This is a genomic window from Pseudomonas salmasensis (assembly GCF_014268375.2).
Lineage (GTDB): Bacteria > Pseudomonadota > Gammaproteobacteria > Pseudomonadales > Pseudomonadaceae > Aquipseudomonas > Aquipseudomonas salmasensis.
In genome coordinates this window covers 5,164,153-5,188,630 of record NZ_CP077083.1, presented here as the reverse complement: position 1 = coordinate 5,188,630, position 24,478 = coordinate 5,164,153, and the positions used below count along the sequence as shown (strand labels likewise).

Below are 24,478 nucleotides of genomic sequence, written 5' to 3'. Positions count from 1 at the left end.
CGCTTTGAATCCATCACAAGAGCGACCTGTATGGCGACCTGCGGCGAAGTATTGGTGCACCTTTTGGAAAGCTACGGTGTGGACCACGTATTCGGCATCCCCGGCGTGCACACCGTGGAGCTGTACCGGGGCTTGGCGCGCTCCAGCATCCGGCATGTCACCCCCCGCCACGAACAGGGCGCCGGCTTCATGGCCGACGGTTATGCGCGCACCCGTGGCAAGCCCGGCGTGTGCTTTATCATCACCGGCCCCGGCATGACCAATATCACCACAGCCATGGGTCAGGCCTATGCCGACTCAATCCCGATGCTGGTGATTTCCAGCGTGCAGTCGCGCAGCCAACTGGGCGGCGGGCGCGGCAAGTTGCATGAGCTGCCGAACCAGAGCGCGCTGGTGGCCGGGGTGGCGGCGTTCTCCCACACCTTGATGTCGGCGGCGGAACTGCCGGGCGTGCTGGCGCGGGCGTTCGCGGTGTTCCAGGCCGGTCGGCCGCGCCCGGTGCATATCGAGATTCCCCTGGATGTACTGGTGGAAAATGCCGACGCGTTGCTGGGCAGCACGCCTGTCAGCGTCGCCCGCGCTGGCGCAGCACCGGCGGCCGTGCAGCAGATGAGCCAGAGGCTGGCTGCGGCCAAGCGTCCGCTGATCCTGGCCGGTGGCGGCGCCATTGACGCAGCCGCCGAACTGACCCGTCTCGCAGAAGCCCTCGGCGCGCCCGTGGCCTTGACGATTAACGCCAAGGGCATGCTGCCCGCCGCGCACCCGCTGCTGATCGGCTCCACGCAAACACTGCTCGCCACCCGTGCCTTGGTGGCTGAAGCCGACGTGGTGCTGGCCATCGGCACGGAATTGGCCGAAACCGACTACGACGTCACCTTCGCCGGCGGTTTCAACATTCCGGGCGCGCTGCTGCGCATCGATATCGACCCGGACCAGACCGTGCGCAACTACCCGCCTCAAGTTGCGCTAGTGGCCGACGCACGCATCGCCGCCCAGGCCCTGCTCACCGAAGTGAACCGCCAGCCATTGGCGCCTCGCACGCCCGACTGGGGCACCGCACGCGTCGCCCGCTTGTGGGCCGAGCTGGAACCTACGTGGGACGCTGCGACGCGCGCGCAAACCCGGTTTCTCAACGTCGTTCTGGAGGAACTGCCGGGCGTGGTGTTCGTGGGCGACTCCACTCAACCGGTGTACAGCGGCAACCTGACTCTGAACCTCGACCACCCACGCCGCTGGTTCAACGCCTCTACCGGTTACGGCACCCTGGGTTATGCCCTGCCCGCCGCCATTGGCGCCTGGCTCGGGCGCGGCGATGGCCAACCGGTGGTGTGCCTGATCGGCGACGGCGGGCTGCAATTCACCCTGCCGGAACTGGCCAGCGCGGTGGAGGCGCGTATACCGGTGATTGTGCTGTTGTGGAATAACCAGGGTTATGAAGAGATCAAGAAGTACATGATCAACCGTGACATCGAGCCGGTGGGTGTGGACATCTACACACCGGACTTTATCGGTGTGGCCAAGGCTCTGGGCTGCGCGGCGCAAAGCGTCCATGGCATTGAAGCGTTGCGCACTGCTTTACGTGCCGCCGCCGATCGCCAGGGACCGACGCTGCTTGAAATCGACCAGGGGCGGTGGGAGTTGCCGAGTCTGTAATCCCGGCCTGATCGGCAACGCCCACTGCGCGCTTACCTCACCACTCGACATCCGCATTTTTTCAATAGCCCCTGCGACTTTCTGATTTGCCCCGCTACACGCTGCATGGCCTGATTCGCCCTTGTTCATTCAAGGCAGGCCCATGGAAAACGTTCAGGCTAAATCCACCACTGCGATCTGGCTGATGGTCAGCGTGGTACTCGTCGCCCTCAACTTGCGCCCCTCGATGGCGGCCGTAGGGCCCTTGCTGGCGTCGATTCGTGCGGATGTGCCGTTAAGTTTCAGCAGCGCCGCCTTACTGACCATGTTGCCGGTCATGGCCATGGGCTTGGCGATGTTCTTCGGCATGGGCCTGGCCAAGCGCGTGGGCGAGCATCGCAGCATTGTGCTGTCGCTGCTGGTGATTGGGCTGGCGACTGTGTCGCGGCTGTTCCTGGATTCGGCACTGGAGCTGATCGTGAGTGCCATTGCCGCGGGTGTCGGCATTGCGCTGATCCAGGCGTTGATGCCGGCGCTGATCAAGTCGCGGTTCAGCGCCAATGTCTCGTTGTTCATGGGCCTGTATGTCACCGCGATCATGGGCGGCGCGGCCTTGGCTGCTTCGTTCTCGCCGTGGGTGCAAGCCCACACCGGCAGTTGGCGTATCGGCCTGGCAATCTGGGCAGTGCTGGCGTTGCTGGCCCTGGTGTTCTGGTATGCCCAGCGTTCGGCCCTGCCGCCCTTGCCTCAAGCCGGTTCGGGGCCCCAGGAAGCATTTTTCAGCAACCGCCGCGCCTGGTTGCTGGCGATCTTTTTTGGTCTGGGCACCGCGTCCTACACCTGTGTGCTGGCGTGGCTGGCGCCGTACTACGTCGAGCAGGGCTGGAGTGAACAGAATGCCGGCTTGCTGCTGGGCTTCTTGACCGCCATGGAAGTGGTCTCCGGCCTGGTCACCCCCGCCATCGCCAACCGCCGCCAGGACAAACGCGGCGTGGTGGCGGTGTTGCTGGTGCTGATCATCCTGGGTTTCTGCGGCCTCATTCTCAGCCCGCAACACTGGAGCCTGTTATGGCCCTGCCTGCTCGGCCTGGGCATTGGCGGCCTGTTCCCGATGAGCCTGATCCTGTCCCTGGACCACCTCGACAACCCCCGCCGCGCCGGTGGCCTTACCGCGTTCGTGCAGGGCATCGGTTATCTGATCGCCGGCCTGTCGCCGCTGATCGCCGGCATGATCCGCGACCAGCTGGGCAGCTTCGAATGGGCCTGGTGGTCATTGATGGCCGTGAGCGGGCTGATGCTGCTGATCGTCATGCGTTTCAACCCGGCGCATTACGCACGGCATATCCGCTGACGTCGTATTGCAAACACTTTTTGTCCCACACAAAACATTGAAAGGTCCTACAGAGCTTTCTATTGGTACGAGCGTTCCGTTAACATTTTGCTCAGTCTTGTACTGAGTTCGGTACAAAGGGTTTACGGACGAAACCGATGCTAAACAGTAACTTGCTCAGAAAGCTCGATATGCAGGATTTGATGGTGTTTATCGCCGTCTACGACCAGAGCAGCGTTACCGAGGTGTCCGAAACGCTGTTCGTCAGCCAGTCCACCGTGAGCTACAGCCTGAAGAAGCTGCGCACCAGCTTTGAAGATGAGCTGTTTATCAACACCCGCGCGGGCATGCGCCCTACGTACAAGGCCACCACCATGTACGAGCATGTGCAGAAGATTCTGCAAAGCATCAACCTGTGCCATGCCGGTGGCCAGGCGTTCGACCCAACCCAACAGGCGGTGACCTTCAATGTGTGCGCGCCGGAATATTTCGAACAGTTGATCCTGCCGCGCCTGCTCAAGCGCTTCGACCATGCCGACCTGCCGGTGATCGTCAACGTGCAGAAGCTGGAAACCGAGATCCCCGCCGACGACCTGCGTGAAGGTCGGCTGGACCTGGTGATCTGCTTCGGCCCGCACTTTCACCGCGCCCACAAAGACTTCAAGACCCAGATGCTGTTGGAGGACGATCTGGTCTGCGTGTGCGACCAACGCTCTGCACCCAGGGAGTCGGCGTTCAGCCTGCAATCCTTCGTGGAGCGGCGCCACGTATTCCCAACGCCTTGGACCTCCGACACCAACATGATCGACGGCTGGCTCGCGCGCCAGGCCCGCAAACGCCAAGTGATTGCACGGGCCAACAGCTACAGCGCGGCGTTGAAGATGATTGCCGGCACCGACTTTATCGTCACCCTGCCCCGCCGTGTGCAAAAGTTGCTGGCGCCAGCACCGGCATTCGGCGTTTGCGAAGCCCCCAATGGTTTGCCGGGTTTCACCCTGGATATGCAGTGGAACGAAACCAGTGGGCAGGACAGCGCCAATACCTGGTTTCGGGAGCAAGTGGTGAAGGTGTGCGCGGACCAAGGCCTCTTGTAGGAGCGAGCTTGCTCGCGAAGAACCAGAATGCGCCGCTGTGAATCAGGCACATCGCGTTATCGTTAGCGATCTTCGCGAGCAAGCTCGCTCCTACAGGGGTGGTGTGAGTCAGCCGATGGCGATTTTGCTGTAGGAATCGCGATCAATATCCAGCAGCTCGACACTCAGTTGTACCTGCACACCTTCGGGCCATGGGCCCAGGTCCTGGAGCACCGCCAGCAGGCTTTCTGATAGTTGTTTCTTGACCTGCGGCGAACGCCCGCTCAATAACGCCAAACGCACCGCGACAAAACCGCGCTCCCCCAGGCCAGTGCCGACCCGAAAACGCTCGACCGCCACCGCACGGCTCTTGATGTCAAACTCGGCGCCAAACTGACCGGAGGCCACCAACGCATGATTAAGGCGCAACAGGGCCTTGTCGGTGTCCAGTTGCGTCAGGTTGGCGGTGTGTTCCAAGTGCAGGTGCGGCATGCTTTTCTCCGAGTTTTTTGTAGGAAGATGCCTAGCTATATACCACGGAAAAACACCTCAAGCCTTGGCCACCAGCCCTCTATCACTCATGAATGCCTCCAACCGCGAGCGCATCCAGCGTTCCGCCGGGTCGGTGTCAACGTGGCTGAGCCACACCATGGACAAATCCAGGGTCGGGGTTTCGAACGGGAACGGCTCGCAGAACAGGTTTCCGCTGGCGGCCATGGCCTGGGCGGTGTAATCCGGCAGGCTGGCGATCATGTCGGTGCCGGCAAGCAAGGCCGGCAATGAGCTGTATTGCGGCACCGAGAGCACCACATGGCGTTTGCGGCCCACCTCTGCCAGCCACTCATCGGCAAACCCGGCGACGTTGGCGGTGTGGGACACCAGCACGTGGGGCCGTGCGCAATATTCGTCGAGGGTCAGCGGTGTGTCCGAGGCATCGGCACGCAGCAGGCACGGGCGGATGTGCCGCAACAGCTTGCGCTTGGCATTCGCCGGCAGCCCGCGGGTTTGGGTGATGCCGACGGTAATGTCGCCAGAAGCCAGCAGGTCGGGAATGCGCCAGTAGTCCACATGCTGCACCACAAACACCACCTGTGGCGCTTCCTGGCGTAAGGCGCGCAGCAAGGGTGGCAGCAGGCCGAACTCCACGTCATCGGACAGGCCGATGCGGAAAGTCATGGTGCTGATGGACGGGTCGAAATCATGGGTCAGGCTCAGGGCCGAAGACAGGGAATCCAAGGCCGGCGACAGGTGCTGGATAATCTCCTCGGCGCGAGCCGTAGGCTCCATGCGATGGCCGACACGAATAAACAGGGGGTCGTTGAACAGGGTACGCAGGCGGTTGAGGGCCGAGCTGATGGTCGGTTGGCCGAGAAACAGCTTCTCCGCCACCCGCGTCACATTGCGCTCGAGCATCAGTGCTTCGAAGACCACCATCAGGTTGATATCGGCCTTGCGTAATTCATTGCGATTCATCGGCGCCTGCCCCTTTCCCCAAGACAAGCGGCAGTTTAGGAAGGCTGTGGGGCTGCGTCTATGTGCACATGGGTTGGGGACGGTAAAAACATGTGGGAGCAAGCCCGCTCCCACAATTGGATTGCACCCCCCCTGAAATCAGGGTTGTAGCGGACGCTCCTGGTCACGCTCGGAAAGCTCGGTGCCGTCGTCCGGATGCTTCCAGGTTTGCGGTTTTTCGTCTTCGCACCGCCGCCGGGGTTCTTCACGCTCCGGCTCGTTGTGCGGCTTCTGTTGGTTCCCCATTGCGACCTCCGCTCATGAAAATTGGACCCAGCCTCAAGCATAGAACACCGCAGGCTGTTTTGAAGCTGGCTCAGATTGATAGCCAACACACATCAATCAATCCAAATTTGTCACTTATCATTTCTAAATGTGTCAGCCACTATCCCAAGTCTTAAGCGAAACAAGCACTTTAAAAAGAACGCTGGAGACACAAAACCATGACGACCCCTTCCCGGCCTGCGGCTGCCCCCTCGAAAGTAGGCGCGGTATTACGCGTTACTTCGGGCAATTTCCTCGAGCAGTTCGACTTCTTCCTGTTCGGTTTCTACGCCACCTATATCGCCGCCGCGTTCTTCCCGGCCGCTAATGAGTTTGCGTCATTAATGATGACCTTCGCCGTGTTCGGTGCGGGCTTCCTCATGCGGCCATTGGGCGCGATTATTCTGGGTGCGTACATCGATGACGTGGGCCGTCGCAAAGGCTTGATCGTGACCTTGTCGATCATGGCCAGCGGTACGCTGCTGATCGTGCTGGTGCCGAGTTATCAGACCATTGGCCTATGGGCGCCGTTTCTGGTGCTATTGGGGCGCCTGCTGCAAGGTTTCTCGGCGGGCGCGGAGCTGGGTGGCGTGTCGGTGTACCTGTCCGAAATGGCCACGCCGGGCCGTAAAGGCTTCTACACCAGCTGGCAGTCGGGCAGCCAGCAGGTCTCCATCGTCGTCGCCGCGGCACTGGGTTATGGCCTGAACGTGTGGATGGAACCTGCGGTGGTGGCCGATTGGGGCTGGCGTATTCCGTTTGCCGTCGGTTGCGTGATCATTCCGTTTATCTTCGTGCTGCGTCGCAACCTGCAGGAAACCGAAGAGTTCGCCAACCGCAAACATCGCCCGACCATGCGTGAAGTGATGGCGACCCTGGTGGAGAACTGGACCGTGGTCATCGGCGGCATGCTGATGGTGGCCATGACCACCACCGCGTTCTACCTGATCACTGTGTACGCACCGACCTTCGGCAAAACCGTGTTGCACCTGAGCACCTCGGACGCCTTGCTGGTGACCTTGCTGGTCGCGATTTCGAACTTCTTCTGGCTGCCGATCGGCGGCACGTTAAGCGACCGCTTCGGCCGTAAACCGGTGCTGATCGCCATGACGGTGCTGACTGTCCTTACGGCTTATCCAGCGCTGTCCTACGTGGTCAACGCCCCCAGCTTTGCGCACATGCTGGAAACCCTGCTGTGGTTCTCGTTCCTGTATGGCATGTACAACGGCGCGATGATCCCGGCGCTCACCGAAATCATGCCGGTGGAAGTGCGCGTGGCAGGTTTCTCCCTGGCCTACAGCCTGGCGACGGCAGTGTTCGGTGGCTTTACCCCGGCAATTTCGACCTGGTTCATTCACATCACCGAAGACAAGGCTTCACCTGCGTACTGGATGATCTTCGCCGCGCTGTGTGCCTTATGTTCGACCCTGGCGTTGTATCGCCGCGCCAACACCCGTGGCCAAGTCATGCAGGAGGCCGCGCAATGAAGCCGTTGTTCAAGACCCTCGCTGCTGTCGTCCTCGGCACCCTGGCGCTATCAGCCCAGGCCGAACAACTCAAAGTCATGACCTCGGGCGGCTTCACCGCCGCGTATAAATTGCTCGGCCCGCAATACGCCGAGCAAAGCGGGGATACCCTCGACACCATCCTTGGCCCGTCCATGGGCAAAGCGCCGGAAGCGATTCCCAACCGCCTGGCCCGTGGTGAACACGCCGATGTGGTGATCATGGTCGGCTATGCCCTGGATGAACTGATCAAACAAGGCAAAGTCGACCCCGCCTCCCGCGTGGAATTGGCGGACTCGCGGATCGGCCTGGTGGTGAAGGAAGGTGCGGCCAAACCTGCGATCAATACCGATGCCGAGCTCAAGACTGTGCTGAGCAAAGCCAAGTCGGTGGCCTATTCCGATAGCGCCAGCGGCGTGTATGTCGAGAAGGAGTTGTTCAAGAAACTCGGTATGCCGGCCAAAGGCACCATGATCGAACGCGTGCCGGTGGGCGAGCAGGTAGCCAAGGGCGATTACGAAGTCGGCTTGCAGCAAGTGGCGGAGTTATTGCCGGTCAAGGGCGTGACATTTGTAGGCAAGATCCCGGAAGACGTGCAGTCCGTTACCCGTTTTGCCGCCGGTATTCCGGTGAACGCCGAACACCCAGAGCGGGCCAAGGCGCTGTTGCAGTTCATGGCATCGCCCGAGGCCCAACCGGAGGTGCAATCCACCGGCCTAGACTCGGTGTCACGCTGACCGGAACGGCATCTCCCGCACCAAACGCTCCAACTCCAGCGCCGCCGGTGGCAACGTCCGCCCGCGGCGCTTGATCAAGCCCACATTGCGCAGCACATGAGGCTCCACCAGCGGCACACTGACCAGAATCGGGTGAGTGTGCGCCGGCATCGCAATCGACGGCACCATCGCTACGCCCAACCCCGCCTCCACCAGCCCGATCATCGTGGTCACGTGGTGCGTCTCGCAGATACTCGGCTTTTTCACCCGCACTCCTCGCAGGGCCTGGTCGAGCAGGAAGCGGTTGCCCGACGTCTTGTCCACCTCGATGTAGTCATGCTCATAGGCCTCGGTCCAGCTCACGCTGTCACGCCCAGCCAACGGGTGGTCACGCCGACAGGCCAGCACGTAGCGCTCCTGCAACAGCAACTCGAACTCCACCTCATCGGCCAGGCTGCCGCTGAAACTCACACCAAAGTCCGCCTCGCCGCTGGCCACCGCATTGCTCACCTCGCCGGCACTGGCATCCAACACCCGCAGGCGAATCTTCGGGTACAGCTTGTGGAATTCGGAGATCACGTGGGGCATGAAGTAGTACGCGGTAGACGGCACGCAGGCGATGGTGACATTCCCCATGCGCGTCGAGGCGACGTTACTGATGCCCATCAGCGCGATGTCGAGGTCATCGAGCATGCGCTCGACCTGGGGCAAAAATGCACGGCCCACCATGGTCAGGCTGACCCGCCGCGTGGTGCGTTCGAACAGCTTTACATCCAGGGCGGACTCGAGCTTTTCAATACGCCGGCTGAGGGCCGGTTGCGAGATACGGATGGCCTCGGCAGCGCCACGAAAACTGCCCTTGTCCACCACGGCGCGGAAGGCTTGGAGGTCGTTGAGGTCGAAGTTGATGATCACGGGAGGCAGGCCAAAGGTGGTCGAGGTGGCGAGTATTATCGTCTGGGAGCCGGTGGGATGCCATGTGTGCCGAGAGGGTCTGCCGAGATAATCCTGTTACACATATGAAGTCATACATATCAGCAGGTTATCGGCTGCCTGCGGCCACGCGGTCGCCAAAACGGGTCAATACTTGGGGCCAGACCTACACAACTGGAGACGTAGCAACTCATGGAAACCTACCCCTTCTGGATGGACGACGAGGCGCCGGGCATTGGCATCGATCAGTTGCTTCTTGCATCACGCCAATGGTCGAGTAGGCGTCGTTGCATGCAGATGAGAACGAGCACCCAACAAGGACTGAAAAGCCTGCTGAACACTGATCAGCAGGCTTTTAGCGTCTTCCAGGCCGTTGGCGTACTGAAAAACGCCTGAGCGTTACTGTCCAGCGTCTCCAAGTGATAACCACCCTCCTGCACGATCAGGCACGGCAACCCCAGCCCTCGAATGTACTGCCCCAACCGCGCAAAGCCTTCCCGCGTCACCGCGACTTTGCTTTGGGGGTCCAGCTCGTAGATATCAAAGCCCAGTGACAACACCAGCACATCCGCCGAGAAGAGCTTCACCGCTGCCAGGGCCTGCTCCAGCTTTTCGAAGAACACCGCTTCGCTGGCACCATGGGCCATCGGCAGGTTGAGGTTGTACCCTTCGCCGGCGCCGTTGCCTTTTTCCTCGGCAAAGCCTGCCACGCCAGGATAGAAGTTGGTCGGGTCGCCGTGGATCGACACATACAGCACGTCATCGCGGTCGTAGAAAATTTCCTGGATGCCCTGCCCGTGATGCATATCGGTATCGAGCACGGCGACACGCTGGAAACCTTGGCGCAGCGCTTGCGCAGCCACGGCCGCGTTGTTGATGTAACAGAAGCCACCGGCCGCGTCGAAGCGGGCGTGATGGCCCGGGGGCCGGCACAAGGCGTAGGCGGCAGGTGCGCCATCGAGGATGACCTGGGCAGTGGCAACGGCGCTTTGGGCTGACCAATAGGCCGAACGCCAGGTCAACTCACCGATCGGGCAACTGCCATCGGCCAGGTAGCGCGCAGCCTGGGCCAGGATGCCGCGCAGGGCATTGGGTTCACGCACGAAGATGTTGGACATGACTTCGTCGCCCCAGTCTTCGGGGATCTCTTTCCAGCGCTGGTGAGCTTCTTGAAGAAAAGCCAGGTAGGCGCCGCCGTGTACAGCGAGCAACGGGTCCATGCCGTAATCGGTGGGTTGCTGGATATCGAAGCCCAGGGTTTGCGCAGCCTGCAGCAGGTTGCGCGCACGCTCGGGAACCTCCTGGGGCGTGCGCATCTGGCCGCGAGAGTAGTAGTTGCGTGGATGATGCAGGAGTTGTTCGGGGTGGAAAAACGTCTTCATGAGATGCTCCTGAGTAAACACGGCACCTGTGGGAGCTGGCTTGCCTGCTCCCACAGGGGTACGGCGTCGGCCTTTAGAAATGAACGCGCCCGGCGCGTTTCAACACGGCGTTGAGCAAGACATCGGTGCCCTGGCGCACATCGTCGGGCAAGACATCTTCGGCTTCGTTGTGGCTGAGGCCGCCGACGCAGGGGATGAAGATCATCGCGGTGGGGCAATAGCGCGCCAGGTGAATCGCATCATGGCCGGCGCCGCTGACGATGGTCTGCTGGCTGTAGCCCAAGCCGTCGACCGCAGCCTGCACGCAGGCCACGCACTCGGCGTCAAACGGCGTGGCCGGGCTGATCCAGTGCGGCGTGATGGTGACGCTCAGGCCACGGTGGTCCGCGATTGCCTGCAGGCGTGCACGCACTTGCTGCTCCATGGCGTCGATATCGGAGTCGTGGTGATGGCGCAGGTCGACGGTAAAATTGAGCAAGCCGGGAATGGTGTTGCGCGACGACTTGGCGATGCTCAGTTCACCCACCGTGGTGAGCCCCTGCGGGGCAAAATCGGCGGCGAGGTTTTCCAGGGCCTGGATCATTTTCGCCGCGCCGTACAGCGCATCTTTACGCAGCGGCATCGGCGTGGTGCCGGCGTGCGCGGCCATACCTTCAACCCTTACATCAAGCCAGCGAATCGCTTGACCACCGGTGACTACGCCGATGCTGTTGGCGTTGTCTTCCAGGATCGGGCCTTGCTCGATATGCGCCTCAAAATACGCATCCACTGCGCCACCCAACGGGCGCTCACCGTTGTAGCCGGTGGTGCGCAACGCCTCGGCCACGCTGATACCGTCGACATCGGCGGTGGCCAGTGCCTTGTCCAGGGCGAGCGTGCCGGTGAATACCGCCGAGCCCAGCATGGCTGGGGTGAAACGGGCGCCCTCCTCGTTGGTCCACACGGCAATTTCCAACGGCTTGCGCGTCTGGATGCGGTGGTCGTCGAGGCTGCGGATCACCTCCAGGCCAGCCAACACGCCGTACACGCCATCAAAGCGCCCGCCTTCGGGCTGGGTATCCAGGTGGCTGCCCATCATCACCGGGGCGGCGTCATTGTCAGTACCCGCGCGGCGAGCGAACAGGTTGCCGATAGCGTCCACGCTCAACGTCAGGCCAGCAGCTTTACACCAGTGACTGAACAACTCCCGACCGGCCTTGTCTTCAGCGCTCAATGCCAGACGGCAGCTGCCACCGCGTGCCGTCGCGCCGATCTCGGCCATGGCCATCAGGCTATGCCACAGGCGCTCGCCATTAATCTTCAACATTGCTGACTCCCTTAACTGTGTGCCATTTCCAGGCGGTGGGCCGTGGCGTGGCGGCGGGACAAGGCCAGCACGCATACCAAAGAAACCGCCGCGATCACGCTGTAAAACACTGCCATCGGCCACCATTGGCCTAGGTATTGATGGGCCAGCCAGGTACCGATCAGCGGCGTCAAGCCCCCGGCCAACGCGCCGCATACCTGGTAAGCCAGGGAGATCGCGGTGTAGCGCACACGGGTTTCAAACAGGCCGCTGACATAACCTGCGATCACGGCGTAGAACGACGCCATGCACACCACCGCCAAGGCAATGCCGAGGATGATCAAGGGTGCCTGGCCGCTGCTGACCAAGACGAACATCGGATACGGTGAAGCCATTGCCAGTACGCACATGGCGCACAGGAACCGCGTAGCACCGACCTTCTCCGCCACCCAGGCGGCCAATGGCTGAACGCAAAACTGGATAATGGCCACGAAGAACAGGCATTCCAGGATCAGCGATCGCGGCAGGTCCAATTGCTGAGTGCTGTAGGCAATCATGAAGGTGTTGGTGAAATACACGCCGGCAATCCCCAACGTGTTGGCGCCAATGCACAACAACAGTGGGCGCCAAGCCGTCTTCAACACTTCCAGCACAGGGGCTTGGTCTTTCTTGATGGCGCGGGCTTTTTCCGCCAGGGCTTTGTCTTCGAGGAACTCCGGCGACTCGTTCACACCCAGGCGAATCGCCAGGCCGACCACCAGCAGCAAGGCACTGGCCAGGAACGGCAGGCGCCAGCCCCAGCTGAGCAGGTCTTCTTCCGGCAGACGGGTGACGGCGCTGAACGCCAGCAAGGAAAGAATCAACCCGGCCGGGCTGCCCAACTGCGCAAAGGATGCAAAGAAGTTACGGCGCCCCTTTGGCGCATGTTCCCCGGCCATCAACACCGCCCCACCCCACTCACCACCAACCGCGATGCCCTGCACCACGCGCAGCAAAATCAGCAACACCGGGGCCGCAGCGCCGATCTGCGCATAGGTCGGCAACAGGCCGATGCACACCGTCACCACGCCCATCATCACGAGGGTGATCACCAGGGACTTCTTGCGCCCGATGCGGTCGCCGATATGACCGAACACCACGCCACCCAAAGGTCGCGCGAAAAAGCCCACGGCGAAGGTGCCGAAGGCGGCCATGGTGCTGAACAATTTATCGTCTGAGGGGAAGAACAGCTGACCGAACACCAGCGCCGCAGCGGTGGCATAGATGTAAAAGTCGTACCACTCGATCATGGTGCCGATAAAGGCGGCGGCCGCGGCACGGCGAGGCTGCGGCGAAGCGGAAGGCTTCATGGGGCTGGCTCCTTTGGTTATTTTTTTGGCAGGAGAAGGACAAACCGAGGCGCTCTGTTGGCGCTTGTTAAGCCCGATTTTTCGGCCGGGGCTATGATTAGTCAATTTTCTATTTATTATCTTGATTATAAATACTGCTTATTATCGAGCGACCCCATGCCCGAATCCCGTCGCAATATTCACCCCCTGCTCAATGACCGCCTGGACTGGAACCTGCTGCGCACCTTCCGCGTGATCGGCCAGGAACTGAGCATCAGCCGCGCCGCCGCGCGCCTGCACCTCACACAACCGGCGATCAGCCAGGCGCTCAAGCGCCTGGAAGAACAGCTCGATTGCCAGCTCATCCTGCGCCGTGGCCCGCGCTTCGTGCTTACCGAGGCCGGTGAACAGATCTTCGCCATTGCCGGCGAGATGTACGGCCAGGTCTCGCAGATGAGCAACGCCCTGCAAAAGCCGGGTGATGAAGTGATCGGCAAGGTGCGCTTGCTGATGATCAGCCGGATTAATTCAGACACTTTCGATGACTTTCTCGCAGGCTTTCATCGCGAGCACCCACGGGTAGACCTGGAGGTCGAAGTGATGCGCAGCTCCGACATCGTCGCCGCCCTGCTGGAAAAAACCGCAACCCTGGGGCTGAGCCTCAACCGTCGGCCACAGCCGCGCCTGGAACAGCACCTGTTCCTGCGTCAGCGCTATGCGTTTTTTTGTGGGAAACACCACCCCTTGTTCGGACGCACAGGCTTGGTCGAAGGGGACTTGCAGTCGGAAAACTTCGTGAGTTTTACCAGCGACCAGATCGGCGGAATGCTCTCGCCGCTGACGATTTTTCGCGATCAGCAAGGGTTCGGCGGGCGGATCGTGGCGTCGTCATCCAGCCTGGAAGAAGTGCGGCGTTTGGTGATTGCCGGGTATGGCCTGGGATGCCTGCCGGTGCATGTGGTGGCCGAGGATGTGGAAAACGGGCTGCTCTGGCGGCTGCCTCCGGATGAGGGCATTGCGGATGTGGATATTCACGTGCTGTGGAATCGGGAGCAGAAGATGAGTCGGGCGGAGGGGGTGTTTATTGAGTGTCTTCTAAGTCGGTTGGCCGACGAATGATTGCTCACATCGATAGCACTGATGATTACTATCGAAACGAGCGCCTGCTCGATTGCCAGCACTGATTCCTATAATCGCCCCCAGCTTCCCTCTCCTGCGTCTGACTTCAGGCGACTTTCACCTTGGAACCCCACACCATGCCAAGCGCGAGCCAGGCCTCTAACGGCCTTCCCGAACATAATCAACAAAGCGTCAAACAGCAGTGGCTGGCGATCCTTTCGGTCGCCGTGGGTGCCTTTGCCCTGGTGACCAGCGAGTTTCTGCCGGTGGGCGTACTCAACGACGTCGCCAGCGACCTGGGCATCAGTGCTGGCCACGCCGGCCTGATGGTGACCCTGCCCGGCATCATGGCAGCCCTCGCCGCGCCGTTGCTGTCGGTCGGCATTGGCGCCATGGACCGCCGCTATCTGCTGATCGGCCTGACGCTGGTCATGATCCTCGCCAACGGGGTGGTGGCCTTTGCCACCGATTTCAGCCTGCTGCTGTTCGGGCGGGTATTGCTCGGCATCAGCATCGGCGGCTTCTGGGCCACGGCCATCGCCCTCAGCGGCAGGCTGGCGCCCAAGGGCGTCGGCGTCGCAAAAGCCACGTCGATCATCATGATGGGCGTGACCCTGGCCACCGTACTCGGCGTGCCCGTAGGCACCTGGCTCAGCGGCCTGATGGGCTGGCGCATGACCTTTCTGGTCACCGCGCTGGTGGGTGTGCCGGTGCTGCTGGCGCAAGTCTTGCTGCTGCCGCGCCTCAAACCGGAAAAGGCCATTGAGGTACGCGACCTGCCGGCCCTGTTTATCAACCCACAAGCGCGCGTCGGGTTGATCGCCGTACTGTTGATCGGCTTGGCGCACTTTGCTGCGTACACCTATGTCGCGCCGTTCTTCAAGCACAGCTCCGGCTTCGACGGGCCGACGATTGGCTCATTGTTGCTGCTGTATGGCGTGGCAGGCGTACTGGGCAATGTGTTCGCCGGCTTCGCCGCCAACCGCAGCGTACGCAACACCTTGCTACTGGTCGCACTGATGATCGGGACCAGCACCGCCCTGTTCCCCTACTTCGCCACCGGTATGACAGGCGCCGTGGTGCTGATCGCACTCTGGGGCTTTGCCTTTGGCGCCTTCCCGGCCTGCGCCAGTATCTGGATGTTCGTGGTGGCGCCCAAGGATGTAGAACGAGGCATGCCGCTGTTCGTGGCGCTGTTTCAAGTGATCATTGCCCTGGGCTCATTCTTTGGTGGACGGATCGTCGACCAAATGGGCAGCGCGGTGTTGTTGAGCCTGGCCACTGTGTTGGTGGGGTTGGGGTTTGCGACCGTGCTGGTGTTGGGCCGTAAGGTAAGCAATAGCTTAGTGGCGCAGCCTGCCTGACCGGGTCGTAGTCGCAAAAAAGCCTGCTGAGCGTTGAGTTCAGCAGGCTTTTTTCGTTTCAGGAGCAGGTATTTATTTGGCCGTGGGGAAATCACGCTCGAGGACAGCGTCCACCAGGGCTTGCGCGTTCTCAATCAATTGAGCCAGGGCCATGATCACGGGCGACTGCGTGCTGACTGGATCTTCGGCGCATTGGTAGGCGGTTTGCAGGGCGGATGACAGGATTTCGGTGGCGTTTGTGAGGGCTTCTTCGGTGCCGACATCAGCGCCTACATGGAATATTTTACGCGGGAAAAATTCGGAATCAGAATCGAGATTGCTCATTGTGTAGCTCCTGTATGCAATGGGACCTGCCACATCCCGCTGTCAAACAGGATCAGGTGGCAGCTGTGCGCGGGTTGACAGACCGGTATACAGGACCCGGCGCACCCGAAGATGCCCCACGCACAGCCGCCATAAAACAACGTCACAGCAGAAACGCTGTAATCGCATGGAGGTCGTACACCTGTAAATCAGTCTGTCAAAACCGGTCGCCATGAGGGCGACGGCGGAAGGTTAGCGCCCTACCCCAGCCAACGCAACCCTGCTCGAAAACCGCCGAACCCGCATAACGTAAGCACCTGTTTCGGAAAAGCTTGGTAACCAGAATGCCCACAGGAAACCTTGTGCGCATAAGCCTCTGAGCTAGCCTGAAAAAGGTCGCCGCCGGGGCGGCATACTGTCAAGGATGCTTATATGCCAACGAGATATCGCGATGCGGTCACAGGTGAATACGTAACAGAGCAAGAGGCAAAGAAAAGACCAAGGGAAACGGTGAAAGAAACCGATAAAAAGCGCCCGGCGAAGCCGACGGCCAAAAAGTAGGATCAACAGATGAGAGCGATTGCCGTATGTCTAGACAGACTTGCCAATGAAACCCGATTGCCCCAATGTAATGACCAACGTCATTACATAAGGAGCTATCCCTTGGCATCTATCAACATCCGTATCGATGACGACCTGAAAACTCGCGCCTACCTGGAGCTGGAGAAACTCGGTGTCACCCCTTCCGAATTGATACGCCAGGCGTTGCAATATGTTGCCGAGCGCGGCCAGCTGCCATTTAAGCCTGTGCTGATGACTGAAGAGGATGAAGCCTTGATGGCGACGGTACGTGAGCGCCTTGCGTCGCCTCAACGCGTGAGGGTTTCTTTGGATGACCTATAGCCTTGATTTTGATGCGCGTGCATTGAAGGAATGGCAAAAGCTCGGTGACACCCTCCGTCAGCAACTCAAAAAGAAGCTGGTCGAAATCCTGAACAACCCACGTATTGAAGCTAATCGCCTACATCGCCTGCCTGACTGCTACAAGATCAAACTGCGTAGCAGCGGGTACAGGCTGGTGTATCAAGTGATCGAGCAGGAAATTACGGTGTTCGTGGTCGCCGTCGATAAACGTGAGCGTGATCAGGCTTATCGCAAAGCGTCTGAGCGCCTTGAACAGCGCTAGGCAGGACTACAACAAAACCCTGAAGCAGCCATTAATAACGGCCGGAAACGAAAAAGCCCCACAGCTTATTCAGCTGCGGGGCTTTTTCTATGTAATGGCGGAGAGATAGGGATTCGAACCCTAGGTACCGGTGAAGGTACAACGGATTTCGAATCCGTCCCATTCGGCCACTCTGGCATCTCTCCAACGGCGCGCATCATAACAGCATGATTGATGGATGCAAAGCGCCGAAGCGATTTTTTTCCGTGCTATCAGATGCTTGCGTCGATTACAGCGGTACGCCGAGGCGCTTGGCGACTTCTTCGTAGGCTTCGATCACGTCACCGAGGCCTTGGCGGAAGCGGTCTTTGTCCATCTTCTTCTTGGTGTCCTTGTCCCACAGGCGGCAGCCGTCCGGGCTGAATTCGTCGCCCAGGACGATGGAGCCGTCGTGGAATACGCCGAATTCGAGCTTGAAGTCCACCAGCAACAGGCCGGCGTCGTCGAACAGCTTGCTCAGCACGTCGTTGACCTTGAGGGACAACTCCTTCATGCGCGCCAGTTGCTCAGCGGTGCCCCAACCGAACGCCACGACGTGGGATTCGTTGATGAACGGGTCGCCCTTGGCGTCGTCCTTCAGGAACAGTTCGAAGGTGTAAGGATTGAGCTTGAGGCCCTCTTCCACGCCCAAACGCTTGACCAGGCTGCCGGCGGCGTAGTTACGCACGACGCACTCGACCGGGATCATGTCGAGCTTCTTGACCAGGCATTCGTTGTCGCCCAGCAGTTTGTCGAATTGGGTCGGGATACCGGCCGCTTCGAGTTTCTGCATGATGAAGGCGTTGAACTTGTTGTTCACCATGCCTTTGCGGTCAAGCTGTTCGATGCGCTTGCCGTCGAACGCCGAGGTGTCGTTGCGAAACAGCAGGATCAGGCGGTTGGCGTCGTCGGTCTTGTACACCGACTTGGCTTTGCCGCGGTAGAGTTCTTCACGTTTTTCCATGATGGGCTCCGCTTTGAGTAAGGTGGGCTAGGCGATGTGTCGCCAGTCGAGCCCTGAATCTTGATCGGCCAGTTGCAGCCAGTCCGGGTCGCACCCTAGGGTGTCGACAAAACATTGCCGGGCAAGCGTCGGCAGGTTGTTCTTGCTGCTGAGGTGAGCCAGGACCAGGTGTTGCAGGTCTTGCCAGCCCAACTCATACACCAGGTATGCGGCCTGGTGGTTGTTCAAATGTCCCAGCTCGCCGCCCACCCGCTGCTTGAGAAAATAAGGGTAATGACCGCGTGCCAGCAGGTCTCGGCAGTGGTTGGACTCGATCATCAAGGCATCGAGGTCCCGGTAACCCTCCAGCACCTTGGCGCAATAAGAACCCAGATCGGTGAGCACACCGAAGCGCCGCTCACCGTCACTGAATACATATTGCGTCGGCTCCTGGGCATCATGAGCGACCGCAACAACATTGATGCTCAAGGCGCCAATGTGCAGTTGCTCACCACCGGCCAGGAAGCCAGCAGGTTCAATGGGTTTGCGCATCCCGCGCAACGTGCCGCGACTCAAGTACACCGGTAAATTGTAGCGCCGAGACAGCAAACCCACGCCATGAACATGGTCGGCATGTTCGTGGGTTACCAGAATCGCGCTCAGTTGCGTGGGGTGAACCCCCAGGCGCAACAGGCGCCGCTCGGTTTCCCGCAGGGAGAAACCACAATCGACCAGCACGTACGTGTCATCATGGGCGACCAGCGTACCGTTCCCTTGGCTACCGCTGCCGAGAACGGCAAAACGCATCGGATCAGCCCAGGTTGTCTTGAATCACGCCCAACACTTTGCGCGCTGTTTCAGCTGGCGCGACGGTGTTGATGTTCTTCTCGACGGTAACTTGCACGCTTTCGCCCACCTTGCTCAAACGAACCTGGTAACGCTCGGCACGGGTTTCGATCTCTTCCTTGGTCGGCGCGCTGCCGAACAATTTGCCGAAGAAACCTGGCTCGTCGTCTTTCTTCTCGGCCTTTTCAGCCACGTTGATGTAGTACAGGCCCAGGCTGCGGTTGATGTCTTCAACGCGCCAAGGGCCCTGCTCCAACGCGCGGCCAACACTGGCCCAGGCGCGGTCAAGGTCTTCACCCAGGTTCAGCACGACGTTGCCGCTGCCGTCTTCGGTGAGGCTGACGCGGCTAGGGGTGTCGTAATCACGGGCGGCGAGCAGGGAGACCGAACCGCCCTTCTCGGAGATACGGCTCATGCTGGCCAGCATCTCGTCGACCAGCGCGGCGTCCACGCCGGTGTTGACCGAACGCGGGGTGAAGTCGACGTCAGCCGTGCTGCCGGCAGGCCGCTCGGCGCTCACTACATAGACTTCGCTGGTGTTGCGCTGCGAGCCAGGCTCGATGCGCACACGCACACGGGCTTCGCTGTCGGCGGCTACACCGCCCGCCAGCAGGCGCTGGGCCATGTTGGCGGACAGCTCACGACCTTGCTGCCACGCGGTGGTGAACTCGCCGGTCTGTGGGCGTTGCTGGTCAAGGCGGAAACCGTTGTCTTGGAAGAACTGCACCGCCACCGGCCAGACTTCGGCAGGTGGGCGCTGAGCCACGATCCAGCGGTTGTCGCCGCTTTTTTGCAGGCTGTAGTCGCTGGCATCGGCCACGGCCATGATCGGCTGTGGGCGTGGCACTACGTACTCACCCTTGACCGTGTCGTCGGCAACGTTGCGTGGGATCGGCAGCAACGGGTCAAGGCGCTTGGCGACATTGACATCAGGCGGCAGTTGCATCGGTTTGGTTGCTTGCGCTTCCAGGTAATCGCTGCCGCGGTCACGGAAGTAGCCTTCCGGGCCCCATACCCAACCGCAGCCACTGGTGCTGGAGATAATCAAGGCAAGTGCGGAAAGTCCGGCCAATCGCTTCATGCGTAGTGCTTCCTCAATTAAACCAGGACGCCGGACTGGCGCAGGGCCTGTCGCAGCGGTTCGTGACAGGCTTCGCTGAGGCGGGTGAGCGGCAGACGGATACCGTCCGGCATCAGGCCCATCTCAAACAGCGCCCACTTCACGGGAATAGGATTGGATTCGATAAAGAGTGTCTTGTTGAGCGGCATCAGCTTCTCGTGGATTGCACGAGCAGTGGCTGCATCGCCGGCGATGGCGGCGGCACACATATCGCTCATGGCGCGCGGGGCCACGTTGGCAGTCACGGAGATGTTGCCCTTGCCACCCAGCAGGATCAGCTCGACAGCGGTGGCGTCGTCACCGGAATACACCAGGAAGTCGCTGCTCACGCCGGCCAGGATGTCCTTGGCGCGCTGCAGGTCGCCGGTGGCTTCCTTGATGCCGATGATGTTCGGCACGGTGGACAGGCGGATCACGGTCTCGGCCTTCATGTCGCACGCGGTGCGACCCGGTACGTTATAGAGGATCTGCGGGATCTGCACGGCTTCGGCGATGGCTTTGAAGTGCTGGTACAAGCCTTCCTGGGTCGGCTTGTTGTAGTACGGGGTTACCAGCAGGCAAGCGTCGGCGCCGGCCTTCTTGGCGTTCTTGGTCAGCTCGATCGCTTCACGCGTCGAGTTGGCGCCCGTACCGGCGATCACGGCAATGCGGCCCGCCACGCGCTTGACCACGAACTCGATCACCTGGATGTGTTCTTCCACATCGAGGGTGGCCGATTCACCTGTGGTGCCGACCGCCACAATGGCGTTGGTGCCCTCTTGCAGGTGGAAGTCCACCAGTTTGCCCAGGCTGTCCCAGTCGAGACGACCTTGTGCATCCATGGGTGTGACCAGTGCCACCATACTGCCCGCAATCATGCAACCGCTCCTGCCGGAAAAAGAGAGCCGTAATGGTACTGGCGCCAAGATGCTTGTACAAGCGAAGTACCGCGTGAGGATGCGTTCTGGCGCAACTAAACGTCGGGCAATGCCATCATTGGGCCAAAGCACCGCCCGAAGCCGGTTGATCACGCAATGAAAACGCCACCTCCTAGCCCTTGGCGACGCTTTTCGCTACCCTTGATCCTTTGATCGATACCGCCCACACGGTATCGACCGCTCATCGCTTTAGGAAGGCTGCATGTCCACCCCCACAGTTCGCGAACAATTCCTTGTTATCAGTGCCCTCGGCGCCAACCCCATGGAGCTGACCAACGTGCTGTGCCGCGCCAGCCATGAGAACCGCTGCGCCGTCGTGACCTCCCGCCTCACCCGCCATGGCGAGTGCAGTGCGCTGGTCCTGCAGATTTCTGGCTCCTGGGATGCCTTGGCGCGCCTGGAAACGGGCCTGCCGGGCCTGGCCAAGAAGCATGACTTCACTGTCAATGTGGTACGCAGCGCCGCCCTGGAAAACCGCCCTCAGGCCCTGCCTTACGTAGCGTATGTCAGCTCGGCCTACCGCTCGGACATCGTCAACGAGCTGTGCCAGTTCTTTATCGACCATAACGTCGAGCTGGAAAACCTCACCTGTGACACCTACCAGGCGCCACAAACCGGCGGCACCATGCTCAATGCCACCTTTACCGTGACTTTGCCGGCCGGCGTACAGATCAGCTGGCTGCGCGACCAGTTCCTGGATTTCGCCGATGCCTTGAACCTCGACGCATTGATCGAGCCATGGCGCCCACAGAACCCCATGTAAGGAAAGACCTCTCTATGCCGGTAGCCATCGACACACCCGTGGCCGATTTCGAAGCCCAGGCCACCAGCGGCCAGACCTTCAGCCTCGCAGCCCTTAAGGGCAAGCAAGTGGTGATCTACTTTTACCCCAAGGACAGCACCCCAGGCTGCACCACCGAAGGCCAGGGGTTTCGTGACCAGTACGCCGCGTTCAAGGCCGCCAATACCGAAGTGTTCGGCGTGTCGCGTGACAGCGTGAAGTCCCACGAGAACTTCAAGGGCAAGCAAGCGTTCCCCTTCGAGCTGATCAGCGATAAGGACGAAGCGGTCTGCCAACTGTTTGATGTGATCAAGTTGAAGAAGCTGTACGGCAAGGAATACCTGGGCGTGGATCGCAGCACCTTCCTGATCGACAGCCAAGGTGTGCTGCGTCAGGAATGGCGTGGCGTGAAAGTGCCGGGGCATGTTGATGCGGTTTTGGCGGCAGCGCAGGCGCTCAATAAGGCTTGATCTTGCCTCGATAAGCATAGACTTTGTGGGCTGTAGCAGCACACGGCAACCACGATGCGAAGCGAGTCGCTCTTGATCTGCTTTTGATCTTAAGCGCCCCGTCAAACCACGCTGGCCGGAATTCGACAGTGATTTGGGGGGTAAACCGGCAGGGATGCCGGTTTAGCCGCCCCGCGCCATGGATGGCGCGTGGCGGCGGCCCCCCAAATCACTGGCGGATTACGGGCACACCGAGCCTAAGCGAGGTGCCGAGTGGTGGGGCAAGAGCCCTTTTGGTTACTTTTGGGGCTCTTTTCCAAAAGTGACCCGCTGTCAGAGCGGAACCCTAAGTGGCCGTTACCGCAGCAATGGATATATACACAATCCAACAGTGTTGACTGTCAGGCCGCCTTCGCGAGCAAGCCCGCTCCCACAGTTTGATCGTGGGGTGTCAGGTAGATAGGGGGCGGCTGGCAGGCTGTCATCGCAGGCAAGCCAGCTCCCACAGTTTGATCGCAGGGTGTCAGGTAGATAGATGTCGGCTGTCAGGCCGTCTTCGCAGGCAAGCCAGCTCCCACATTTGGATCGTGGTGGGTCAGATAGACAAGCATCGGCTGTCAGGTCGTCACGGGAGCAAGCTCCCTCGCCACAGGGGTCAGCTTGGTACCGAAGTTGTGTAGATACCTTGCCTCGTAAAGCCTTCAGGCCTTTCGCAACCAATAGCAGTACACGCCAGCAGCCTCTTCTTCCCGAACCAGCGTATGGCCCGCCAACCTGGCAAAAGTGCGGAAGTCACGCTGGGAGCCTGCATCGGTGGCGGTCACTTTAAGCACCGCGCCGCTGGCCAATCGATTGAGCTCCAGCTTGGCCTTGAGCAAGGGCAACGGGCAGTTCAGACCGCTGGCGTCGAGTTCGGCGTCACAGGCTACAACGTCGATCATGGTGTTACTCCAGGCAAACATTTGGGCTGCTTAGAATATCTGGTCCCAAGCTCAGTGTCCGGCTACAGTAAGCTCTTTGTCGAAAGGCTTTGTGCATGACTTTTTTGCGCCCTACCCTGCTGACGCTGGCCTGCCTGCTGGCCTCCCCGGCCTTCGCTGACGACCTGCCGTCACTTGGTGATGCCAGTTCTGCCATTGTCTCGCCGCAACAGGAATACCAACTGGGCCGCGCTTGGCTGGCTTACCTGCGCGGCCAGGTCTCGCAACTCAATGACCCGCAACTCAAGGATTACGTCGAAACCAGCGTGTACAAGCTGGTGGAGACCAGCCAGGTCAATGACCGGCGCCTGGAATTTATCCTGATCAACAGCCCACAGCTCAACGCCTTTGCGGCTCCGGGTGGGATCGTCGGGGTCAACGGCGGTTTGTTCCTCAATGCACAGACCGAAGGCGAATACGCGTCGGTACTGGCCCACGAACTGGCGCACTTGTCTCAACGCCACTTCGCCCGAGGCGTGGAAGCGCAATCACGCATGCAACTGCCGATGATGGCTGCCCTGCTTGGCGGCATTATCGCTGCCGCTGCGGGTGCCGGCGATGCCGGTATCGCCGCGATTGCCGGCTCACAAGCCGCCGCGATCCAGGAACAGCGCCGCTTCTCCCGCCAGAACGAGCAAGAGGCCGACCGCATCGGCATCCTCAACCTGGAAAAAGCCGGCTACGACCCGCGCTCCATGCCCACCATGTTCGAACGGTTGATGCGCCAATACCGTTTCGACGCCAAGCCGCCGGAGTTCCTGCTGACTCACCCGGTCACCGAATCGCGTATCGCCGACACCCGCAACCGCGCCGAACAAGCCAAACCCGGCGGCAAGGAAGACAGCCTGCGCTATCAACTGATTCGCGCACGGGTACAGCTCAAGTACGAAGACACACCTGGCCTGGCCGCCAAGCGCTTCCAGGCGCAGTTGGATGAGAACCCTAAAAACGACGTGGCGCGCTATGGCCTGGCCATCGCCCAGATCAAGGGCACCCAACTCAAGGAAGCACGGGAAAGCCTGGCGCCGCTGCTGGCCAAGGCGCCCAACGACATCACCTACAACCTGGCCCAAATCGAACTGGACATCATCAGCAACCGCATGCCGGATGCACAGCAACGCACCGACCGCATGCTCACCCAGTACCCCAGCAACTATCCGCTGAACCAGGTACGAGTCGACCTGCTGCTTAAACAGAACCGTACCGCCGATGCAGAAAAGGCGCTGGACGGGCTGCTCAAGTCGCGCCCGGACGATCCAGACGTGTGGTATCAGGTCGCCGAAACTCGCGGCTTGTCCGGCAACATCATTGGCCTGCATCAGGCCCGCGCCGAATATTTCGCACTGGTGGGGGATTTCCAGCAAGCCATCCAGCAGTTGGACTTTGCCAAGCGGCGCGCGGGCAGTAACTTCCCGCTGTCCTCACGCATCGACGCCCGTCAGCGTGAACTGATCGAACAAGAGCGCCTGGTAAAAGGCATGATGAGCTGAAC

The 24,478-nt window shown here is 60.5% G+C and carries 25 protein-coding genes and 1 tRNA gene; 12 read left to right on the top strand and 14 right to left on the bottom strand.

Features of this window, described 5'->3' with window-relative positions:
• The first annotated feature begins 30 nt into the window (after positions 1 to 30).
• The 3 genes from HU731_RS23310 to HU731_RS23300 all read left to right on the top strand — a co-directional run bounded on the left by HU731_RS23310 (position 31) and on the right by HU731_RS23300 (position 4,056).
• Positions 31 to 1,653, top strand: coding sequence for a 5-guanidino-2-oxopentanoate decarboxylase (locus tag HU731_RS23310; protein WP_186605816.1), 1,623 nt, complete (start codon positions 31 to 33; stop codon positions 1,651 to 1,653).
• 142 nt (positions 1,654 to 1,795) lie between these two features.
• Entirely contained in the window at positions 1,796 to 2,983 is a 1,188-nt protein-coding gene (locus tag HU731_RS23305) for a cyanate transporter (protein ID WP_186605814.1), read from the top strand.
• 137 nt (positions 2,984 to 3,120) lie between these two features.
• Complete coding sequence (locus HU731_RS23300; RefSeq protein ID WP_186605812.1) at positions 3,121 to 4,056, top strand: LysR family transcriptional regulator; 936 nt, start codon at positions 3,121 to 3,123, stop codon at positions 4,054 to 4,056.
• Positions 4,057 to 4,164: 108 nt separating this feature from the next.
• On the opposite strand, the gene HU731_RS23295 is transcribed toward HU731_RS23300, so the two are convergent.
• The 3 genes from HU731_RS23295 to HU731_RS23285 all read right to left on the bottom strand — a co-directional run bounded on the left by HU731_RS23295 (position 4,165) and on the right by HU731_RS23285 (position 5,793).
• Positions 4,165 to 4,527: a 5-carboxymethyl-2-hydroxymuconate Delta-isomerase gene (locus tag HU731_RS23295; RefSeq protein WP_186605810.1), complete on the bottom strand. Its 363-nt coding sequence runs from the start codon at positions 4,525 to 4,527 to the stop codon at positions 4,165 to 4,167.
• A gap of 57 nt (positions 4,528 to 4,584) precedes the next feature.
• A complete protein-coding gene (locus HU731_RS23290) occupies positions 4,585 to 5,508 on the bottom strand; it encodes a LysR substrate-binding domain-containing protein (protein ID WP_014717462.1) in 924 nt (307 codons plus the stop codon).
• A 138-nt stretch (positions 5,509 to 5,646) separates the two neighbouring features.
• A complete protein-coding gene (locus tag HU731_RS23285; protein ID WP_186605808.1) occupies positions 5,647 to 5,793 on the bottom strand; it encodes a hypothetical protein in 147 nt (48 codons plus the stop codon).
• A gap of 197 nt (positions 5,794 to 5,990) precedes the next feature.
• Here HU731_RS23285 and HU731_RS23280 point away from each other — a divergent pair, with 197 nt between their 5' ends.
• Both HU731_RS23280 and HU731_RS23275 read left to right on the top strand, forming a co-directional pair.
• Positions 5,991 to 7,298 (top strand): MFS transporter, encoded by a 1,308-nt coding sequence (locus HU731_RS23280; RefSeq protein WP_186605806.1) that lies wholly within the window; start codon positions 5,991 to 5,993, stop codon positions 7,296 to 7,298.
• Positions 7,295 to 8,053 carry a substrate-binding domain-containing protein gene (locus HU731_RS23275; protein WP_186605804.1) on the top strand — a complete coding sequence of 253 codons (759 nt, stop codon included), beginning with the start codon at positions 7,295 to 7,297 and terminating at the stop codon, positions 8,051 to 8,053. The genes HU731_RS23280 and HU731_RS23275 overlap by 4 nt, the downstream gene beginning before the upstream one ends.
• Here HU731_RS23275 and HU731_RS23270 read toward each other — a convergent pair.
• The 4 genes from HU731_RS23270 to HU731_RS23255 form a co-directional block, all read right to left on the bottom strand.
• On the bottom strand, positions 8,045 to 8,947 hold the full coding sequence (locus HU731_RS23270) for a LysR family transcriptional regulator (RefSeq protein ID WP_032897556.1): 903 nt from the start codon (positions 8,945 to 8,947) through the stop codon (positions 8,045 to 8,047). The genes HU731_RS23275 and HU731_RS23270 overlap by 9 nt on opposite strands.
• A 362-nt stretch (positions 8,948 to 9,309) precedes the next feature.
• Positions 9,310 to 10,347 carry a histone deacetylase family protein gene (locus HU731_RS23265; RefSeq protein WP_186605802.1) on the bottom strand — a complete coding sequence of 346 codons (1,038 nt, stop codon included), beginning with the start codon at positions 10,345 to 10,347 and terminating at the stop codon, positions 9,310 to 9,312.
• 73 nt (positions 10,348 to 10,420) lie between these two features.
• A complete protein-coding gene (locus tag HU731_RS23260; RefSeq protein ID WP_186605793.1) occupies positions 10,421 to 11,653 on the bottom strand; it encodes a Zn-dependent hydrolase in 1,233 nt (410 codons plus the stop codon).
• 11 nt (positions 11,654 to 11,664) lie between these two features.
• Positions 11,665 to 12,981, bottom strand: coding sequence for an MFS transporter (locus HU731_RS23255; RefSeq protein WP_186605791.1), 1,317 nt, complete (start codon positions 12,979 to 12,981; stop codon positions 11,665 to 11,667).
• A 156-nt stretch (positions 12,982 to 13,137) separates the two neighbouring features.
• On the opposite strand from HU731_RS23255, the gene HU731_RS23250 reads away from it, so the two are divergent.
• Entirely contained in the window at positions 13,138 to 14,079 is a 942-nt protein-coding gene (locus HU731_RS23250) for a LysR family transcriptional regulator (RefSeq protein WP_186605789.1), read from the top strand.
• A gap of 137 nt (positions 14,080 to 14,216) precedes the next feature.
• Positions 14,217 to 15,443, top strand: a complete 1,227-nt coding sequence (locus tag HU731_RS23245) for an MFS transporter (protein ID WP_056791672.1) — start codon at positions 14,217 to 14,219, stop codon at positions 15,441 to 15,443.
• A 72-nt stretch (positions 15,444 to 15,515) separates the two neighbouring features.
• Here HU731_RS23245 and HU731_RS23240 read toward each other — a convergent pair whose 3' ends face one another.
• Positions 15,516 to 15,767 (bottom strand): DUF6124 family protein, encoded by a 252-nt coding sequence (locus tag HU731_RS23240; RefSeq protein WP_057701154.1) that lies wholly within the window; start codon positions 15,765 to 15,767, stop codon positions 15,516 to 15,518.
• Between the two features lie 642 nt (positions 15,768 to 16,409).
• Between HU731_RS23240 and HU731_RS23235 the strand changes: the two genes are divergently transcribed.
• Together HU731_RS23235 and HU731_RS23230 are read left to right on the top strand one after the other, a co-directional pair.
• A complete protein-coding gene (locus HU731_RS23235) occupies positions 16,410 to 16,649 on the top strand; it encodes a type II toxin-antitoxin system RelB/DinJ family antitoxin (RefSeq protein WP_020301039.1) in 240 nt (79 codons plus the stop codon).
• On the top strand, positions 16,639 to 16,932 hold the full coding sequence (locus HU731_RS23230; protein WP_186605787.1) for a type II toxin-antitoxin system RelE family toxin: 294 nt from the start codon (positions 16,639 to 16,641) through the stop codon (positions 16,930 to 16,932). The genes HU731_RS23235 and HU731_RS23230 overlap by 11 nt, the downstream gene beginning before the upstream one ends.
• Before the next feature lie 95 nt (positions 16,933 to 17,027).
• Here the strand turns inward: HU731_RS23230 and HU731_RS23225 are convergent.
• The 5 genes from HU731_RS23225 to dapA all read right to left on the bottom strand — a co-directional run bounded on the left by HU731_RS23225 (position 17,028) and on the right by dapA (position 20,716).
• Positions 17,028 to 17,117 (bottom strand) — tRNA-Ser (locus HU731_RS23225).
• Between the two features lie 83 nt (positions 17,118 to 17,200).
• Complete coding sequence (gene purC, locus HU731_RS23220) at positions 17,201 to 17,914, bottom strand: phosphoribosylaminoimidazolesuccinocarboxamide synthase (protein WP_027604309.1); 714 nt, start codon at positions 17,912 to 17,914, stop codon at positions 17,201 to 17,203.
• Between the two features lie 27 nt (positions 17,915 to 17,941).
• Positions 17,942 to 18,700: an MBL fold metallo-hydrolase gene (locus HU731_RS23215; protein WP_186605779.1), complete on the bottom strand. Its 759-nt coding sequence runs from the start codon at positions 18,698 to 18,700 to the stop codon at positions 17,942 to 17,944.
• 4 nt (positions 18,701 to 18,704) lie between these two features.
• Positions 18,705 to 19,820, bottom strand: coding sequence for an NlpB/DapX family lipoprotein (gene bamC, locus HU731_RS23210; protein WP_186605777.1), 1,116 nt, complete (start codon positions 19,818 to 19,820; stop codon positions 18,705 to 18,707).
• Between the two features lie 17 nt (positions 19,821 to 19,837).
• Complete coding sequence (gene dapA / locus HU731_RS23205; RefSeq protein ID WP_014717368.1) at positions 19,838 to 20,716, bottom strand: 4-hydroxy-tetrahydrodipicolinate synthase; 879 nt, start codon at positions 20,714 to 20,716, stop codon at positions 19,838 to 19,840.
• Between the two features lie 262 nt (positions 20,717 to 20,978).
• Between dapA and HU731_RS23200 the strand changes: the two genes are divergently transcribed.
• Positions 20,979 to 21,539 (top strand): glycine cleavage system transcriptional repressor, encoded by a 561-nt coding sequence (locus tag HU731_RS23200; protein ID WP_003189463.1) that lies wholly within the window; start codon positions 20,979 to 20,981, stop codon positions 21,537 to 21,539.
• A 14-nt stretch (positions 21,540 to 21,553) separates the two neighbouring features.
• Positions 21,554 to 22,027, top strand: coding sequence for a peroxiredoxin (locus tag HU731_RS23195; protein ID WP_057701165.1), 474 nt, complete (start codon positions 21,554 to 21,556; stop codon positions 22,025 to 22,027).
• 680 nt (positions 22,028 to 22,707) lie between these two features.
• On the opposite strand, the gene HU731_RS23190 is transcribed toward HU731_RS23195, so the two are convergent.
• Positions 22,708 to 22,947: a sulfurtransferase TusA family protein gene (locus HU731_RS23190; protein ID WP_186605775.1), complete on the bottom strand. Its 240-nt coding sequence runs from the start codon at positions 22,945 to 22,947 to the stop codon at positions 22,708 to 22,710.
• A 95-nt stretch (positions 22,948 to 23,042) separates the two neighbouring features.
• On the opposite strand from HU731_RS23190, the gene HU731_RS23185 reads away from it, so the two are divergent.
• The gene (locus HU731_RS23185) at positions 23,043 to 24,476 is read left to right on the top strand and encodes a M48 family metalloprotease (RefSeq protein WP_186605773.1); all 1,434 of its coding nucleotides are present in this window, start codon (positions 23,043 to 23,045) and stop codon (positions 24,474 to 24,476) included.
• The last annotated feature ends 2 nt before the right edge of the window (positions 24,477 to 24,478 follow it).